14 protein-coding genes are annotated in these 16,562 nt (G+C 59.5%); 7 read left to right on the top strand and 7 right to left on the bottom strand.

Annotated features, from left to right (window positions below; translation table 11 throughout):
• Positions 1 to 23: 23 nt before the first annotated feature.
• A complete protein-coding gene (locus GH769_RS26725) occupies positions 24 to 2,474 on the bottom strand; it encodes a glycogen/starch/alpha-glucan phosphorylase (RefSeq protein WP_020302392.1) in 2,451 nt (816 codons plus the stop codon).
• Positions 2,475 to 2,711: 237 nt separating this feature from the next.
• Between GH769_RS26725 and GH769_RS26720 the strand changes: the two genes are divergently transcribed.
• Positions 2,712 to 3,146: a YkgJ family cysteine cluster protein gene (locus GH769_RS26720; RefSeq protein WP_003187815.1), complete on the top strand. Its 435-nt coding sequence runs from the start codon at positions 2,712 to 2,714 to the stop codon at positions 3,144 to 3,146.
• Between the two features lie 182 nt (positions 3,147 to 3,328).
• Here GH769_RS26720 and typA read toward each other — a convergent pair whose 3' ends face one another.
• Positions 3,329 to 5,149, bottom strand: coding sequence for a translational GTPase TypA (typA, locus tag GH769_RS26710; protein WP_014716526.1), 1,821 nt, complete (start codon positions 5,147 to 5,149; stop codon positions 3,329 to 3,331).
• Between the two features lie 139 nt (positions 5,150 to 5,288).
• Entirely contained in the window at positions 5,289 to 6,743 is a 1,455-nt protein-coding gene (thiI, locus tag GH769_RS26705; protein ID WP_014716525.1) for a tRNA uracil 4-sulfurtransferase ThiI, read from the bottom strand.
• 334 nt (positions 6,744 to 7,077) lie between these two features.
• Between thiI and glnA the strand changes: the two genes are divergently transcribed.
• The 4 genes from glnA to ntrC all read left to right on the top strand — a co-directional run bounded on the left by glnA (position 7,078) and on the right by ntrC (position 12,107).
• The gene (gene glnA, locus GH769_RS26700; protein WP_003187811.1) at positions 7,078 to 8,484 is read left to right on the top strand and encodes a type I glutamate--ammonia ligase; all 1,407 of its coding nucleotides are present in this window, start codon (positions 7,078 to 7,080) and stop codon (positions 8,482 to 8,484) included.
• A gap of 204 nt (positions 8,485 to 8,688) precedes the next feature.
• A complete protein-coding gene (locus GH769_RS26695) occupies positions 8,689 to 9,225 on the top strand; it encodes a chorismate mutase (protein ID WP_020302393.1) in 537 nt (178 codons plus the stop codon).
• A gap of 363 nt (positions 9,226 to 9,588) precedes the next feature.
• Positions 9,589 to 10,674, top strand: a complete 1,086-nt coding sequence (glnL, locus tag GH769_RS26690; protein WP_014716523.1) for a nitrogen regulation protein NR(II) — start codon at positions 9,589 to 9,591, stop codon at positions 10,672 to 10,674.
• On the top strand, positions 10,671 to 12,107 hold the full coding sequence (ntrC, locus tag GH769_RS26685) for a nitrogen regulation protein NR(I) (protein ID WP_003187806.1): 1,437 nt from the start codon (positions 10,671 to 10,673) through the stop codon (positions 12,105 to 12,107). Before glnL ends, ntrC begins: the two co-directional genes overlap by 4 nt.
• A gap of 440 nt (positions 12,108 to 12,547) precedes the next feature.
• Here ntrC and GH769_RS26680 read toward each other — a convergent pair whose 3' ends face one another.
• On the bottom strand, positions 12,548 to 12,988 hold the full coding sequence (locus GH769_RS26680; RefSeq protein WP_032901813.1) for a hypothetical protein: 441 nt from the start codon (positions 12,986 to 12,988) through the stop codon (positions 12,548 to 12,550).
• Here GH769_RS26680 and GH769_RS26675 point away from each other — a divergent pair.
• Positions 12,987 to 13,442 (top strand): tRNA (cytidine(34)-2'-O)-methyltransferase, encoded by a 456-nt coding sequence (locus tag GH769_RS26675; protein ID WP_003171120.1) that lies wholly within the window; start codon positions 12,987 to 12,989, stop codon positions 13,440 to 13,442. The genes GH769_RS26680 and GH769_RS26675 overlap by 2 nt on opposite strands.
• Before the next feature lie 159 nt (positions 13,443 to 13,601).
• Here GH769_RS26675 and secB read toward each other — a convergent pair whose 3' ends face one another.
• The 3 genes from secB to GH769_RS26660 are packed head-to-tail and all read right to left on the bottom strand — an operon-like array spanning position 13,602 to position 14,792.
• Positions 13,602 to 14,081: a protein-export chaperone SecB gene (gene secB, locus GH769_RS26670; protein WP_032894017.1), complete on the bottom strand. Its 480-nt coding sequence runs from the start codon at positions 14,079 to 14,081 to the stop codon at positions 13,602 to 13,604.
• Between the two features lie 41 nt (positions 14,082 to 14,122).
• A complete protein-coding gene (gene grxC, locus GH769_RS26665; RefSeq protein WP_032901812.1) occupies positions 14,123 to 14,377 on the bottom strand; it encodes a glutaredoxin 3 in 255 nt (84 codons plus the stop codon).
• Position 14,378: 1 nt separating this feature from the next.
• Positions 14,379 to 14,792 (bottom strand): rhodanese-like domain-containing protein, encoded by a 414-nt coding sequence (locus GH769_RS26660; RefSeq protein WP_032901811.1) that lies wholly within the window; start codon positions 14,790 to 14,792, stop codon positions 14,379 to 14,381.
• A gap of 151 nt (positions 14,793 to 14,943) precedes the next feature.
• On the opposite strand from GH769_RS26660, the gene gpmI reads away from it, so the two are divergent.
• Positions 14,944 to 16,470, top strand: coding sequence for a 2,3-bisphosphoglycerate-independent phosphoglycerate mutase (gpmI, locus tag GH769_RS26655; protein WP_032901810.1), 1,527 nt, complete (start codon positions 14,944 to 14,946; stop codon positions 16,468 to 16,470).
• Positions 16,471 to 16,562 lie beyond the last annotated feature (92 nt).

The following is a 16,562-nucleotide window of genomic DNA, read 5'->3' as shown; positions in this document are numbered from 1 at the left end:
TCCCACATTTTTAACCGCGGCCGTCAGTCGAGGGCTTTCCAGATCTCGGTGGCATATTCGCGGATGGTGCGGTCCGAGCTGAACCAGCCCATGCGCGCTGTGTTGAGCACGGCCGAGCGCCACCAGGCCTTGGAGTCGTGCCAATGCGCCTCGACCCGCGCCTGGGCGTCCCAGTAGGCGTCAAAGTCGGCACACACCAGGAACCGGTCGTAGTCGATCAGCCCATCGATCAGGCCCACATAGCGGCCCGGGTCGTCCGGCGAAAACACCCCGCCACGGATCGCTTGCAGCACATCATTCAAACGATGGGAGGCAGCGATATCCGGCCCGGCGTTGAACTCGCCGGCGTGTTTGCGGGCCTCCACCTGCTGGGCACTGAGGCCAAAGATAAACATGTGCTCGGCGCCGACACGCTCGTGCATCTCAACGTTGGCGCCGTCCATGGTGCCGATGGTCAGCGCGCCGTTGAGGCCGAACTTCATGTTGCTGGTGCCGGACGCTTCGAAACCGGCGGTGGAAATCTGCTCCGACAAATCCGCTGCCGGAATGATGCTTTCCGCCAGGCTGACGTTGTAGTTGGGCAGGAACACCACCTTGAGCAGGCCGCGCACGGTCGGGTCGTTGTTGACGGTGCGGGCGATGTCGTTGGTCAGCTTGATGATCAGCTTGGCCTGGTGGTAGCTGGCTGCCGCCTTGCCGGCAAAGATCTTGACCCGAGGCACCCAGTCGATGCCCGGCTCGGCACGGATCGCCTGGTACAGCGCCACGGTGTGCAGCAGGTTGAGCAGTTGGCGCTTGTATTCGTGGATGCGCTTGACCTGCACGTCGAACATCGCCGCCGGGTTGATCGCAATGCCCAGGCGCTCATGGATGATCTGCGCCAGGGCGCGCTTGCTGTGCAGGCGCTGCTCAGCAAATGCTTTGCGAAAGGCCGGTTTCTCGGCAAAGGGTTCCAACTCGATAAGACGCTGCTCGGGCTGGTCGAGAATATCCGGGCCCAGCGCTTCCACCAGCATATCGGTCAACTTGGGGTTGGCCTGATACAGCCAGCGACGGAAGGTAATGCCGTTGGTTTTGTTATTGATGCGTTCGGGGTAGAGCTTGTGCAGTTCGGAGAACACCGTGCTGCGCATCAGCTGGGTATGCAAACCGGACACGCCGTTGACGCTATGGGAGCCCAGGAACGCCAGGTTGCCCATGCGCACGCGGCGGCCGTTGTCTTCTTCGATCAGCGACACAGCGCGCAAAACATCGAAGTCGTGGATGCCTTTGGCACGCAGCGAGTCGATATGCTGGGCGTTGATCAGGTAGATGATCTGCATATGCCGGGGCAGCATGCGTTCCATCAAACCTACCGGCCAGGTTTCCAGCGCTTCGGGCAGCAGGGTGTGGTTGGTATACGAAAGGGTCTCGACGGTGACATCCCACGCGGCTTCCCAGGGAATGTCATGCAAATCGACCAGCTGGCGCATCAACTCGGCCACGGCGATGGACGGGTGGGTGTCGTTGAGTTGGATGGCGGCGTGCTCGCCCAGGCTCAATACCGAACCGTGCATGTTCTTGTGGCGGCGCAGCAAATCCTGCAGGGACGCGGAGACGAAGAAATATTCCTGGCGCAGGCGCAGTTCCTGCCCTGCTTCGGTGCTGTCGGCCGGGTAAAGCACTCGGGAGATGCTTTCGGCGCGGGCCACTTCGGCGACGGCGCCCAAATGGTCACCGGCATTAAAGCGCTCCAGGTGCAGGTCTTCTACGGCCCGTGCACGCCAGAGGCGCAGGGTGTTGACGCTGGCCCCGCGCCAGCCGACGACCGGCGTGTCATAGGCCACGGCACGTACGGTTTCGTTGGGCGACCACACCTGGATCATCTTGCCGGAGGCGTCCGCAATGGTTTCAACGCTCCCGCCAAACCCGATCGGGTAAATCACCTCGGCGCGCTCGAATTCCCAAGGGTTGCCGAAATCCAGCCAGCGTTCGGTCTGCTCCTGCTGCCAACCGTCGACAATGGCCTGGCGGAACAAGCCGTGTTCATAACGAATGCCGTAACCGTGGCCCGCAATGCCCAGCGTCGACATGCTTTCCATAAAGCACGCCGCCAGACGGCCCAGACCACCGTTGCCGAGCGCCGCGTCGGGCTCCAGCAGGCGGATGCGCTCCAGATCCACGCCCAGCTCCGACAGCGCTTCGCGAGCGATCTCCAGCACACCCAGGTTGCTCAGGCTGTCGTAGAGCAAGCGGCCGATGAGAAATTCTAGGGACAGGTAATAAACACGCTTCTGGCCTTTGCGATAAATACGCCGCGTGTGGTCCATCCAGTGGTCGACCATCTGGTCGCGGGCGGCCAGGGCAATGGCTTCGAACCAGTCATGATCGAAGGCGTGATCCGGGTCCTTGCCCACCGCGTAGGTGAGTTTGGTCAAGACAGCATCGCGGAATGCGGCTACCTCTGCTTCTCGTGCAAGCGGTTCCTGAGACATCGGTGCGACCTCGGGCGAGATTGAAGGAGTTGCTAGAGCCTAGTCGGTCTGACAGACGGTAGACGTGCTGGTTCGGCAGTTTTTTAACTCATTCGCCATGGACTGAATTTGATGCAGGGGTCGTGCCCGATCAGGCAGTGGCCAAACCTTTGAGCTGAAACCTGCAAAATATTGTTCAAAAAACCACCAATCCCGGTATGATCCCGCGCCCGTATACCGCCCCACCCTGGAACCCTGATGAAGCCTCAACTGATCGCCGCCGCGGAACTCGACCGTTTAGAGACCTGGCAGAAATATTCCGCCCACATGTGCGGCGGCTGCGTGTCCAGCTGCTGCACCCTACCGGTTGAGGTGAAGATCAAGGACCTGATCCGCATTGGCATCGTCGATGAGTTCGAGCGCGGCGATCCGCCGAAGAACATCGCCAAGCGTTTGCAGAAAGAAGGCATCGTCGAGCGGTACAACAACAAGTCCGAAATTTTTACCCTGCAGCGCATGAGCAACAACGACTGCCTGTACCTGGATCGTAAGACGCGCTTTTGCACTATTTATGACAAACGCCCGGATACGTGCCGCAACCATCCGAAAATCGGGCCGCGGCCGGGGTATTGCGCGTATAAGCCCAAGGAAGTGGTGCGCGAGACCAACTTCAAGACCCTCGACAAGTTCTAAGTTTTTGATCGTTCCCACGCTCTGCGTGGGAATGCAGCTGTGGACGCTCTGCGTCCGCTCTTGAAAGCAGGACGCGGAGCGTGGGAACGATCACAACGGCACAGTCACCACAAAACCTGCAGGCATAAAAAAACGCCCCCGGCCTTTCGACCGGGGGCGTTTTTCATTCAGCCTGAGTTAACTCAGTTCTTGGCTTTCTTGGCAGCGCGGGTACGCTCGCCTTCGTCCAGGATCTTCTTACGCAGGCGGATCGACTTAGGCGTGACTTCGCACAGCTCGTCGTCCTGGATGAATTCCAGGGCCTGTTCCAGGGTGAAGCGAACAGGTGGAACCAGAGCGATGGTTTCGTCTTTGCCCGAAGCACGCATGTTGTCGAGCTTCTTGCCTTTGGTTGGGTTGACGCCCATGTCGTTGTCACGGCTGTTCAGACCAACGATCTGGCCGTTGTAGATCTCTTGACCGTGTTCAACGAACAGCTTGCCACGCGCCTGGAGGGTTTCCAGGGAGTAGGTCAGCGCCTTGCCGGTTTCTACCGATACCAGAACACCGTTCTGACGGCCGGACATGTCGCCGGACTTCATGGTGTCGTAGCGATCGAAGATCGAGGTCAGGATGCCAGCACCGTTGGTCAGGGTCAGGAACTGGTTACGGAAACCGATCAGACCACGAGCAGGGATGTTGTATTCCAGACGCACACGGCCTTTGCCATCCGGCACCATGTTGGTCAGGTCGCCCTTACGCAGGCCCATCTCTTCCATGACCTTGCCCTGGGATTCTTCAGGGGTGTCAATGGTGACGTTTTCGAACGGTTCCTGCTTCACGCCGTCAACCTGACGGATGATCACTTCCGGACGACCAACACCCATTTCGAAGCCTTCGCGACGCATGGTTTCGATCAGTACCGAGAGGTGCAGCTCACCACGGCCGGAGACCTTGAACTTGTCAGCCGAGTCGCCTTCTTCAACGCGCAGAGCAACGTTGTACAGCAGCTCTTTGTCCAGACGCTCCTTGATGTTACGGGAGGTCACGAACTTGCCTTCTTTACCGCAGAAAGGCGAGTCGTTTACCTGGAAGGTCATGGAAACGGTTGGCTCGTCAACGGTCAGAGGCTTCATCGCCTCGACGTTGTCCGGCTGGCACAGGGTGTCGGAGATGAACAGCGAGTCCATACCGCTCACGCATACGATGTCGCCAGCGAAAGCTTCTTCAACGTCGATGCGGTGCAGGCCGTGGTGACCCATCAGCTTCAGGATACGACCGTTACGCTTCTTGCCGTCAGCGCCGATAGCAACAACCGGGGTGTTCGGCTTGACGCTACCACGAGCGATACGGCCAACGCCGATAACACCCAGGAAGCTGTTGTAGTCCAGTGCCGAGATTTGCATCTGGAACGGGCCTTCACGGTCGACTTTCGGTGCTGGTACGTTGTCGACGATCGACTGGTACAGCGGGGTCATGTCTTCAGCCATGTCGGTGTGGTCAAGACCAGCAATACCGTTCAGGGCCGAGGCGTAGATGACTTGGAAGTCCAGCTGTTCTTCGGTAGCACCCAGGTTGTCGAACAGGTCGAAGATCTGGTCCAGAACCCAGTCCGGACGCGCGCCTGGACGGTCAACCTTGTTGATGCACACGATCGGACGCAGGCCGGCTTCGAAAGCCTTCTTGGTCACGAAACGGGTTTGCGGCATAGGGCCGTCTTGAGCGTCAACCAGCAGCAGAACGGAGTCAACCATCGACATTACGCGTTCTACTTCGCCGCCGAAGTCGGCGTGGCCCGGGGTATCCACGATGTTGATGTGGTAGCCGTTCCAGTTGATAGCGGTGTTTTTAGCCAGGATGGTAATACCGCGCTCTTTTTCCTGGTCGTTGGAGTCCATCACGCGCTCGTCGTTGAGCTCGTTGCGCTCCAGGGTGCCGGATTGACGCAGGAGTTTGTCTACCAGGGTGGTTTTACCATGGTCAACGTGAGCAATGATGGCGATGTTACGTAGATTTTCGATCACTTGTGTATCTCGATCAGAGGATTCGGTGTGCTGACAGGTCGTGGCAGCGATTAACAGTAGAGTCAGGCCTTGCCGTTACAGCTTGACGGCAGAGTCGGGGGGCCGGTGACGCAGGCCACAGGCAAACAGCCCCGGGCTCTTAGCTCGGTCGATAAACGCGCACATTGGCATGCCCCTCACTGAGCAAATGGTGGGCATGCAGGCGACTCATCACGCCTTTGTCGCAATACAGCAGGTACTGACGGCTGTCATCCAGTTCCTTGAAACGCGCGTTCAATGCATAGAACGGCAGCGTTTGTACGTCGATGCCAGGAATCTCCAGCGGCTCGTCGTCGGCGGCATCCGGGTGACGGATGTCGATGATGATCTGGCCGGCCAGGGCTTCGCTGACTTCTTCGATCTGCACATCCTGGCCCAATTCGTCGATCACTCGATCGATTGGCACCAGCTTGGCGTTCTCGAGCGCACGCTCCAGAATCGCCATGTCGAATTCTTTTTCTTCATGCTCCACGCGGTGACGCTTGGCGTGGGTCTTGGGGTTCACCGAAATGACCCCGCAGTATTCAGGCATATGCTTGGCAAAGTCGGCGGTGCCGATTTGCTCGGCCAGGTCGATGATGTCCTGCTTGTGGCTGGCGATCAGCGGGCGCAGCACCAGCTTCTCGGTCACGCAATCAATGATCGACAGGTTCGGCAGCGTCTGGCTGGAAACCTGGGAAATCGCTTCGCCGGTCACCAGGGCGTCGATCTGCAATTGATCGGCGATTCGGGACGCAGCGCGCAACATCATACGCTTCAATACTACGCCCATATGACTGTTATCGACTTTGCCGAGAATTTCGCCCAGCACTTCCTCGAACGGTACGCTTACAAATAGCACGCGCTGGGAGCTGCCGTATTTCTTCCAGATAAAGTGCGCGACTTCCATCACGCCCAATTCGTGTGCACGCCCGCCCAGGTTGAAGAAGCAGAAATGGCTCATCAGGCCGCGACGCATGATCTGGTAGGCCGCCACCGTGGAATCGAAACCGCCGGACATCAATACCAGGGTCTGTTCCAGGGCACCCAGCGGGTAGCCGCCGATGCTGTTGTGCTGGCTGTGGATCACGAACAACCGTTGGTCGCGAATTTCCATGCGCACTTCAATTTGCGGCGCTTTGAGGGAAATTCCAGCGGCACCGCACTCGCGACGCAGCTTGCTGCCGACGTATTTCTCGACATCCATGGAGCTGAACGGGTGCTTGCCGGCACGCTTGCAACGCACCGAAAAAATCTTGCCTTCAAGCGCATTGCCGTAGTGCTGCTTGCACTTTTCGGTGATGTCGTCGAAGTCGCCCAGCGGGTACTCATCCACCTGCAGGAAATGCGCGATGCCCGGCATGCAGCTCAGGCGCTCGGTCATGTCCTTCAAGGCTTTGGCGTCGGTAATGCGGGTTTCCAGCTCGAGGTTGTCCCACACGCCGTTCACCACCACAGCCGGGTCCAGGTCACGGAGCACGGCACGGATGTTCTTGGCCAACTGACGGATGAAACGCGTCCGTACCGGTCGGCTTTTGATGGTGATCTCGGGGAAGACTTTAACGATTAATTTCATGGAAACAGCGCGCGCCGGGCCTGCTGAAAAAGGGGGGCGCGGATTATAGCGGAAATCGCTCAAGGTTTAACCAGTTAATATGCATTGCCTACGCAATGCACCAAAACGGGTCATTTACACAAATAAACGCTACATTGCAGTGCGCGATTTATGCCGTTTTTGCCGATTGCACCGTTATAGGGGCTATTTTGAGGCAGAACGGCCATGTTGGCGCACTGGCATGCAATTTGCTCTCTTGTGAGGCAGGTTGCCTTGGCGGAGTATCCGCGCCGGCATCACCCAAATTCTAAGGGCTAACTCCACTACCCAAGCCCGAAGCCACCCGGAGGACACCATGTCGAAGTCGGTTCAACTCATCAAAGATCATGACGTTAAATGGATTGATCTGCGCTTCACGGACACAAAAGGCACTCAGCACCACGTGACCATGCCGGCTCGCGATGCGCTGGAAGATGACTTCTTCGAAGTCGGCAAGATGTTCGACGGTTCCTCCATCGCCGGCTGGAAAGGCATCGAAGCCTCCGACATGATCCTGCTGCCAGACGACAGCACCGCCGTACTCGACCCGTTCACCGAAGAGCCAACCCTGATCCTGGTGTGCGACATCATCGAGCCTTCGACCATGCAAGGCTATGACCGCGACCCACGCGCCATCGCCCACCGTGCCGAGGAATACCTGAAGTCCACCGGTATCGGCGACACCGCATTCTTCGGCCCTGAGCCAGAGTTCTTCATCTTCGACTCGGTGAAGTTCAAATCCGACATCTCCGGCTCCATGTTCAAGATTTTCTCCGAGCAAGGTTCGTGGATGTCCGACCAGGACGTGGAAGGCGGCAACAAAGGCCACCGTCCAGGCGTGAAAGGCGGCTACTTCCCAGTACCACCGTTCGACTTCGACCATGAAATCCGTACCTCCATGTGCAACGCACTGGAAGAAATGGGCCAGACCGTTGAAGTTCACCACCACGAAGTGGCGACTGCCGGCCAGAACGAAATCGGCGTGAAATTCAACACGCTGGTGAAGAAGGCTGACGAAGTTCAAACTCTGAAATACTGCGTGCACAACGTTGCCGATGCCTATGGCCGCACCGCTACCTTCATGCCTAAGCCGCTGTACGGCGATAACGGCTCAGGCATGCACGTTCACGTATCGATTTCCAAAGACGGCAAGAACACCTTCGCTGGCGAAGGCTATGCCGGCCTGTCCGATACCGCCCTGTACTTCATCGGCGGCATCATCAAGCACGGCAAGGCCCTGAACGGCTTCACCAACCCGTCGACCAACTCCTACAAGCGTCTGGTCCCAGGTTTTGAAGCGCCGGTGATGCTAGCCTACTCGGCACGCAACCGCTCCGCCTCGATCCGTATTCCTTACGTCAACAGCCCTAAAGGCCGTCGTATCGAAGCGCGCTTCCCAGACCCGGCTGCCAACCCTTACCTGGCCTTCGCCGCCCTGATGATGGCCGGCCTGGACGGTATCCAGAACAAGATCCACCCTGGCGACGCCGCCGACAAAAACTTGTACGACCTGCCGCCTGAAGAGGCCAAAGAGATCCCACAAGTGTGCGGCAGCCTGAAAGAAGCCCTGGAAGAGCTGGACAAGGGCCGTGCGTTCCTGACCAAAGGCGGCGTTTTCAGCGACGACTTCATCGACGCTTACATCGCCCTGAAAAGCGAAGAAGAAATCAAAGTACGCACCTTCGTACACCCACTGGAATACGAGCTGTACTACAGCTGCTGATCCGGTAGCGCTGCTTGAGGCAGCGTGATGAAAAAGACCTCCTTCGGGAGGTCTTTTTTTTGCCTGGGCGTTACGCTACGCCAACTCTGCAAACCCAATCAAAGTGTGGGAGCTGGCTTGCCTGCGATAGCGCACTGCCGGCCACCTGCTGTATCACTGACACACCGCCATCGCGGGCAAGCCCGCTCCTACAGGAGATCACCTTTGAGATATCGACTTGTATTTGCCCTGCTGTTCATCAGTGCCAGTGCGAGCGCTGCGCCGCCTACGCTCGAACCCCTGCTCAACAGCATCGCCGAACGCCTTGAGATTGCCGACCAGGTAGCACTGAGCAAGTGGGACAGCCACAAGCCCGTGGAGGACGAGAAGCGCGAACAAGAGGTGATCGCCAGCGTCACTGCCCAGGCGCCGAGCTACAAGCTGGACCCGGCCGCTGCCGAGCAGTTCTTCGCCGCCCAGATCGAAGCCAACAAACTGGTGCAATATACCCACCTGTCCGACTGGCAGTTCCAGGGCAAAGCGCCCGACGACCCGCGCCCGGACCTGGTCCAGCAGATTCGCCCGCAATTGGACGCGCTGCAAAAAAGGCTGCTGCAGCAGTTGGCTGACTTCACGCCCCTGCGCACAGACCCCAAATGCCCCCAATGGCTGGCCGAGGCCGTGCACGAACCGCTGAATGATCCGCTGCGCCAGCTGGCGATGATCCGCGCCACCGCCGAGCTTTGCATCTATAAAGGTTAAAAGGACTGCAAATCCAATTAAAAATGTGGGAGCTGGCTTGCCTGCGATAACGGTGTTGAATGCACCACAGCTATCGCAGGCAAGCCAGCTCCCACACTGACTGCGATTTGCCTTCAATCTTCAGTGGCTGAACAACCTTCACAAAACCGCACTATATTGGTGCGATAGCCTGCACCCTTCTCAATTGCCCAGCCCATTTTGGTTCGAAACTTCCCGTTGAGGCTGGCAGAACGCCACAGTTTCGCGCCTGAACCCCTTATTTCAGGGCATTAGCGCTTCTTTTCGGAGCCTTGGTTTGGTTTTTGCATTTTCCTTGTATCAGCGTGTGCCTCAAGCCCGCGCCTTGCTCCAAAAGAGGTCCCGATGACCATCAGCGATGCACTGCACCGTTTGTTACTCGACAACCTGACCACCGCGACCATCCTGCTCAATGCCGACCTGCGCCTTGAGTACATGAACCCGGCGGCGGAGATGCTCCTGGCGATCAGCGGCCAGCGCAGCCATGGGCAGTTCATCAGCGAATTGTTCACCGAGTCGGCCGAAGCCTTGAGCTCGTTGCGCCAGGCCGTGGAGCAGGCACACCCGTTCACCAAGCGCGAAGCGATGCTCACCGCGCTGACCGGGCAAACGTTGACCGTCGACTACGCCGTAACCCCAATCCTGAGCAATGGCGCGACCCTGTTGCTGCTCGAAGTCCACCCCCGCGACCGCCTGCTGCGTATCACCAAGGAGGAAGCACAGCTGTCCAAGCAAGAAACCAGCAAGATGCTGGTGCGCGGCCTCGCCCATGAGATCAAGAACCCGTTGGGCGGCATTCGCGGCGCGGCACAGTTGTTGTCCCGCGAGCTGCCGGACGAGCACCTCAAGGACTACACCAACGTCATCATCGAAGAAGCCGACCGTCTGCGTAACCTGGTAGACCGTATGCTCGGCTCCAACAAGCTGCCGTCCCTGGCGATGACCAACGTGCATGAGGTGCTGGAGCGCGTCTGCCAATTGGTCGAGGCCGAAAGCCAAGGTTGCATCACCTTGGTGCGCGACTACGACCCAAGCATTCCCGACGTGTTGATCGACCGCGAGCAGATGATCCAGGCGGTGCTCAACATCGTGCGCAACGCCATGCAGGCCATCAGCAGCCAGAACGAGCTGCGCCTGGGCCGCATCAGTTTGCGCACCCGCGCCCTGCGCCAGTTCACCATCGGCCATGTGCGCCATCGCCTGGTGACCAAGGTCGAGATCATCGACAACGGCCCCGGCATTCCTGCGGAGCTGCAGGAAACCATCTTTTTTCCCATGGTCAGCGGCCGCCCGGACGGTACCGGGCTGGGCCTGGCCATTACCCAGAACATCATCAGCCAGCACCAGGGCCTGATCGAATGTGAGAGCCACCCCGGCCACACCACGTTCTCGATCTTCCTGCCATTGGAACAAGGAGCCCCCACGACATGAGCCGTAGTGAAACTGTCTGGATCGTCGACGACGACCGTTCTATCCGCTGGGTCCTCGAAAAAGCCTTGCAACAAGAAGGCATGACCACCCAGAGCTTCGACAGCGCCGATGGGGTGATGAGCCGCCTGGCACGTCAGCAACCGGACGTGATCATTTCCGATATCCGCATGCCTGGGGCCAGTGGCCTGGACTTGCTGGCGCGCATTCGCGAGCAGCACCCGCGCTTGCCGGTGATCATCATGACCGCCCACTCGGACCTGGACAGCGCTGTCGCGTCCTATCAGGGCGGCGCCTTTGAATACCTGCCCAAGCCATTTGACGTGGATGAGGCGGTAGCGCTGGTCAAACGCGCCAACCAGCACGCCCAGGAACAACAGAACCAGGAAGCGCCGCCGACCCTGACCCGTACTCCGGAAATCATCGGGGAAGCGCCGGCGATGCAGGAAGTGTTTCGCGCCATCGGGCGCTTGAGCCATTCCAACATCACCGTGCTGATCAACGGCGAATCGGGGACCGGTAAAGAACTGGTGGCCCACGCCCTGCACCGCCACAGCCCTCGGGCGGCCTCGCCGTTTATCGCACTGAATATGGCGGCGATTCCCAAGGATTTGATGGAGTCCGAGTTGTTCGGCCATGAAAAAGGCGCGTTCACCGGGGCAGCCAACCTGCGTCGCGGACGCTTTGAACAGGCGGACGGCGGCACACTGTTCCTTGATGAAATCGGCGACATGCCGGCCGACACCCAGACTCGCTTGCTGCGCGTGCTGGCTGACGGCGAGTTCTATCGTGTGGGCGGGCATACGCCGGTGAAGGTGGATGTGCGCATCATCGCGGCCACCCACCAGAACCTGGAAACACTGGTGCATGCGGGTAAATTCCGTGAGGACTTGTTCCACCGCCTCAACGTGATCCGCATCCACATTCCGCGCATGTCGGACCGCCGCGAAGATATCCCTACCCTCGCCCGCCATTTCCTCAGCCGCGCCGCCCTGGAGCTGGCGGTGGAGCCCAAGCTGCTCAAAAGCGAGACCGAGGAATACCTCAAGAATCTGCCGTGGCCCGGCAACGTGCGCCAGCTGGAGAACACCTGCCGCTGGATCACCGTAATGGCCTCCGGGCGCGAAGTGCACATCAGCGACCTGCCGCCGGAGCTGCTGAGCCTGCCGCAGGACTCGGCTCCCGTGACCAACTGGGAACAGGCGCTGCGCCAATGGGCCGACCAGGCCTTGGCACGCGGCCAGTCGAACCTGCTGGACAGCGCCGTGCCAGCGTTCGAGCGGATCATGATCGAGACCGCGCTCAAACACACCGCCGGCCGCCGCCGTGATGCCGCCGTGCTGCTGGGTTGGGGGCGCAATACCCTGACGCGCAAGATCAAGGAATTGGGGATGAAGGTGGATGGTGGGGATGATGACGAGGGTGATGAAGCCTGAACCCCAAGACCGCTGAAGGCCCCGTGTGGGAGCCGGGCTTGCCCGCGATGACGGTGTGTCGGTCACCCAGTATAGGGCTGACACGCCGTCATCGCAGGCAAGCCAGCTCCCACATTGGTTTTGTGCCTGCAGACTGTGCACCGCTTCAATGCACGATGAACCGGCATTGAGCACAGACCAGAAAACTCGCCTATCGCTTTTGCTACAAATTTCTTGGCAGTAGAAACAAACAAAGCCCCGTATTCCGGGGCTTTGCGCTTTTTGGCATTTTTTTCCAGCAGCAATTGCAAGTTTTGGCACGCCCCCTGCTATAACCCCAGTACCACCCAGTTTCGGGGACCTTGGTACAGGCAGGCCGAGAATCCCCCCTTTAACACCGAAGCCTCAGGCTTCACCCCGTTTTGGGAGCCCTGGTACAGGCAGGCCGGGAACTCCCTCTTTTATTGCTCTTGGAGATGGATCTCCAGCCGCCAGCGGCCATCGACCTCTGCACCGCTCCACTCCCCACGCAACGGCCGAGCCGCCACCAGGTTCAGCAGCAGGCCAGCATCGGTCTTGCGTATGCGCCAATTCACGTCCTTGTCATTGACCTTGAGCTGCCCGCTGGCAGCCTTGCCCTGGGCGTCAAACAGCAACGCCACGGTGCCGTCGATATGCTCGCCGTGCAGCTTGGGTTCGTCGTTGAACCACACCACCAAACCATCCGCCGCAGGTTCTACCTGTTGCAGCTCAAGCGGCTCGGGGGTGGTCAAGCGACCGAGCATCAAGCCAATCATCAAGCCGACAATCGCCAATGAGCCCAACACCCTCGGCAATAGCTTCGGTCTCGGGTCGTCTTCGGGGGTAGAATGCAGCGCATCTTTGCCTTCGGAGCCGTGCATGTTTCACGTCATCCTTTTTCAACCAGAAATTCCGCCGAATACCGGCAACGTTATCAGGCTGTGCGCCAACAGTGGCTGCCACCTGCATTTGATCGAGCCGCTGGGCTTTGACATGGACGACAAGCGCCTGCGCCGCGCCGGGCTGGACTACCACGAGTACGCCACCCTCAAGCGCCATGCCGACCTCGCCAGTTGCCTGGAGAGCCTGGGCCACCCTCGGCTGTTCGCGTTCACCACCAAGGGCTCGCGGCCGTTTCATGATGCCAGCTTTGCCGAGGGCGACGCGTTCCTGTTCGGCCCGGAGAGCCGAGGCCTGCCGGCCGAGGTGCTTGACGCATTGCCCGATGGCCATCGCCTGCGCTTGCCGATGCGTGAAGGCTGCCGCAGCCTGAACCTGTCGAACACCGTAGCCGTTGCCGTCTATGAAGGCTGGCGCCAACTGGGCTTTAAATAACACCGCATAACAAATGTGGGAGCGGGCTTGTGTGGGAGCCGGGCTTGCCCGCGATGCAGGCACCTCGGTGTGTCAGTCACACCGCAGTGATGCTATCGCAGGCAAGCCAGCTCCCACACAAGCCCGCTCCCACATTTTAGAACGGCATCGCTCAGCAAATTACTGAACGGTTGGCGCGCCTTCCTGTTGCATGCGCTGCAGCTCTTGGGCGTACAGGGCATCGAAGTTCACCGGGGCCAGCATCAGGGCCGGGAACGAACCACGGGTGACCAGGCTGTCCAAGGTCTCACGGGCATACGGGAACAGGATGTTCGGGCAGAACGCGCCCAGGGTGTGGCTCATGGACGCCTCGTCCAGGCCCTGGATCAGGAAGATACCGGCCTGTTGCACTTCAGCGATGAAAGCGACTTCTTCACCATTCTTGACGGTGACCGACAGGGTCAGCACGACTTCGTGGAAGTCACCTTCCAGGGATTTCTGACGGGTGTTCAGGTCCAGCGCAACGCTTGGGGTCCACTCCTGACGGAAGATGGCCGGGCTTTTTGGCGCTTCGAACGACAGGTCGCGCACGTAGATCCGCTGCAGCGAGAACTGTGGGCCTTGAGCTTCTGCTGCTTCGGTGTTCTGTTGATCAGTCATCGCAGATCCTTCTTTATCTTGGGTTCTTGAGGGTTTAGGCGTCAGGCGGACAGCAGCGCATCAAGTTTACCGGCGCGCTCCAGAGCGAACAGGTCGTCGCAACCACCGATATGCCGGGTGCCGATCCAGATCTGCGGGACCGACGTGCGGCCAGCCTTCTGGGCCATTTCGGCGCGCACCTGGGGCTTGCCATCGACCTTGATCTCTTCAAAGGCAACACCCTTTTTCTCAAGCAAGGCCTTGGCCCGCATGCAATAAGGGCAATAATCGCTGGAATACACGACAACCTGGCTCATATCACTTCACCAACGGCAGGTTATCGCCACGCCAGCTGCTGATACCACCCGACAGCTTGGCGGCGGTGAAGCCGGACTTGAGCATCTCACGGGCGTGGGTGCCGGAGTGCTGGCCCTGGGCATCGACCAGGATGATGGTCTTGGCCTTGTGCTTTTCCAGTTCGCCCAGACGCGCAATCAGCTTGTCCTGAGGAATGTTCAGGGCGCCAACGATATGGCCGGCGGCATAATCCTTGGCCGGGCGAATATCGACGACGACGGCCTCATCCTTGTTGACCAGCGCGGTCAGCTCCGACGTGCTCAGGCTGCGACCACCGCGGCTCAGTTCGTGAGCGATCAGCAGCGCCAGCAGGATGACGAAGGCGCCCACAAGCAGGTAGTGGGCAGTGGCAAATGCAATCAGGTGATCAACCATCAAGGAGGTTCCAGGGCGTTAAAATGGCGGTAAGTATACACAGCCGCCAGGGGGGGCCAACCCCCGTAAAGCGGTGACGTGGTTGGAACTTCGCTTTAAACTGCCACTCCCTTTTCAATTGTCTTCCTTTATTAGCGCCGCGAGAGGATCTATGACTACCACGCCTAAACCTTTGGTCCTGATAATTCTCGATGGCTTCGGACACAGTGAAAGCCACCACGACAACGCGGTGTACTCGGCCAACAAGCCGGTACTGGACCGCCTGACCGCCACCGTGCCCAACGGCCTGATCTCAGGTTCCGGCATGGACGTGGGCCTGCCGGACGGCCAGATGGGCAACTCGGAAGTCGGCCACATGAACCTCGGTGCCGGACGAGTGGTGTACCAGGACTTCACTCGTGTCACCAAGGCGATCCGCGATGGCGAGTTCTTCGAGAACCCGACCATCTGCGCCGCGGTCGATAAAGCCGTTGCCGCGGGCAAGGCCGTGCACTTCATGGGCCTGTTGTCGGACGGCGGCGTACACAGCCATCAGGATCACTTGGTCGCCATGGCCGAACTGGCGTTCAAGCGCGGCGCTGACAAAATCTATCTGCACGCCTTCCTCGACGGCCGCGACACGCCGCCTAAAAGCGCGCAATCCTCCATCGAACTGCTGGATACCACCTTCGCCGCTCTGGGCAAGGGCCGTATCGCCAGCCTGGTGGGCCGTTACTTCGCCATGGACCGCGACAACCGCTGGGACCGTGTCGCCCAGGCGTACAACCTGATCGTCGACGGCCAGGCCGAATTCAACGCAGCCACCGCCCAGGAAGGCCTGGAAGCGGCCTACGCCCGAGGTGAAAGCGATGAATTCGTCAAAGCCACCACCATCGGCGAACCGGTGAAGGTCGAAGACGGCGACGCCGTGGTGTTCATGAACTTCCGCGCCGACCGCGCCCGTGAACTGAGCCATGTGTTCGTCGATGAAGGCTTCAAGGACTTCGAACGCGCGCGCCAGCCGAAGGTCGAGTTCGTCATGCTCACTCAATACGCCGCCAACATCCCGGCCCCGTCGGCATTCGCCCCGGGCAGCCTGGAGAACGTGCTGGGCGACTACCTGTCCAAGAACGGCAAGACCCAACTGCGCATCGCCGAAACCGAGAAATACGCCCACGTGACGTTCTTCTTCTCCGGTGGCCGCGAAGAGCCGTTCCCCGGCGAAGAGCGCATCCTGATCCCGTCGCCAAAAGTCGCTACCTACGACTTGCAGCCGGAAATGAGCGCACCGGAAGTGACCGACAAGATCGTCGACGCCATTGATCACCAGCGTTATGACGTGATCGTCGTCAACTACGCCAACGGCGACATGGTTGGCCACAGCGGCAACCTGGAAGCGGCGGTCAAGGCCGTGGAATGCCTGGATAAATGTGTTGGCCGCATCGTCGACGCGCTGGAAAAAGTCGGCGGCGAAGCGCTGATCACCGCCGACCATGGCAACTGCGAACAGATGTCCGACGAATCCACTGGTCAGGCTCACACAGCACACACCACCGAGCCGGTACCGTTCATCTATGTCGGCAAACGTGACCTGAAAGTGCGTGAAGGTGGCGTGCTGGCGGATGTGGCGCCGACCATGCTGAAACTGATGGGGCTGGAGCAACCGAAGGAGATGACCGGGACCTCGATCCTGGTCTGATCCAAAGTACGCCACAAAACAGTGTGGGAGCGGGCTTGCCCGCGATAGCGGCTAATCAGTCGACATCTATGTCGCTGACCCACCGCAATCGC

The organism is Pseudomonas sp. CFSAN084952 (genome assembly GCF_009648855.1).
GTDB lineage: Bacteria > Pseudomonadota > Gammaproteobacteria > Pseudomonadales > Pseudomonadaceae > Aquipseudomonas > Aquipseudomonas paracarnis.
The sequence above is the reverse complement of the archived record's forward strand: the minus strand, read 5'-3'. Positions and strand labels throughout refer to the sequence as shown.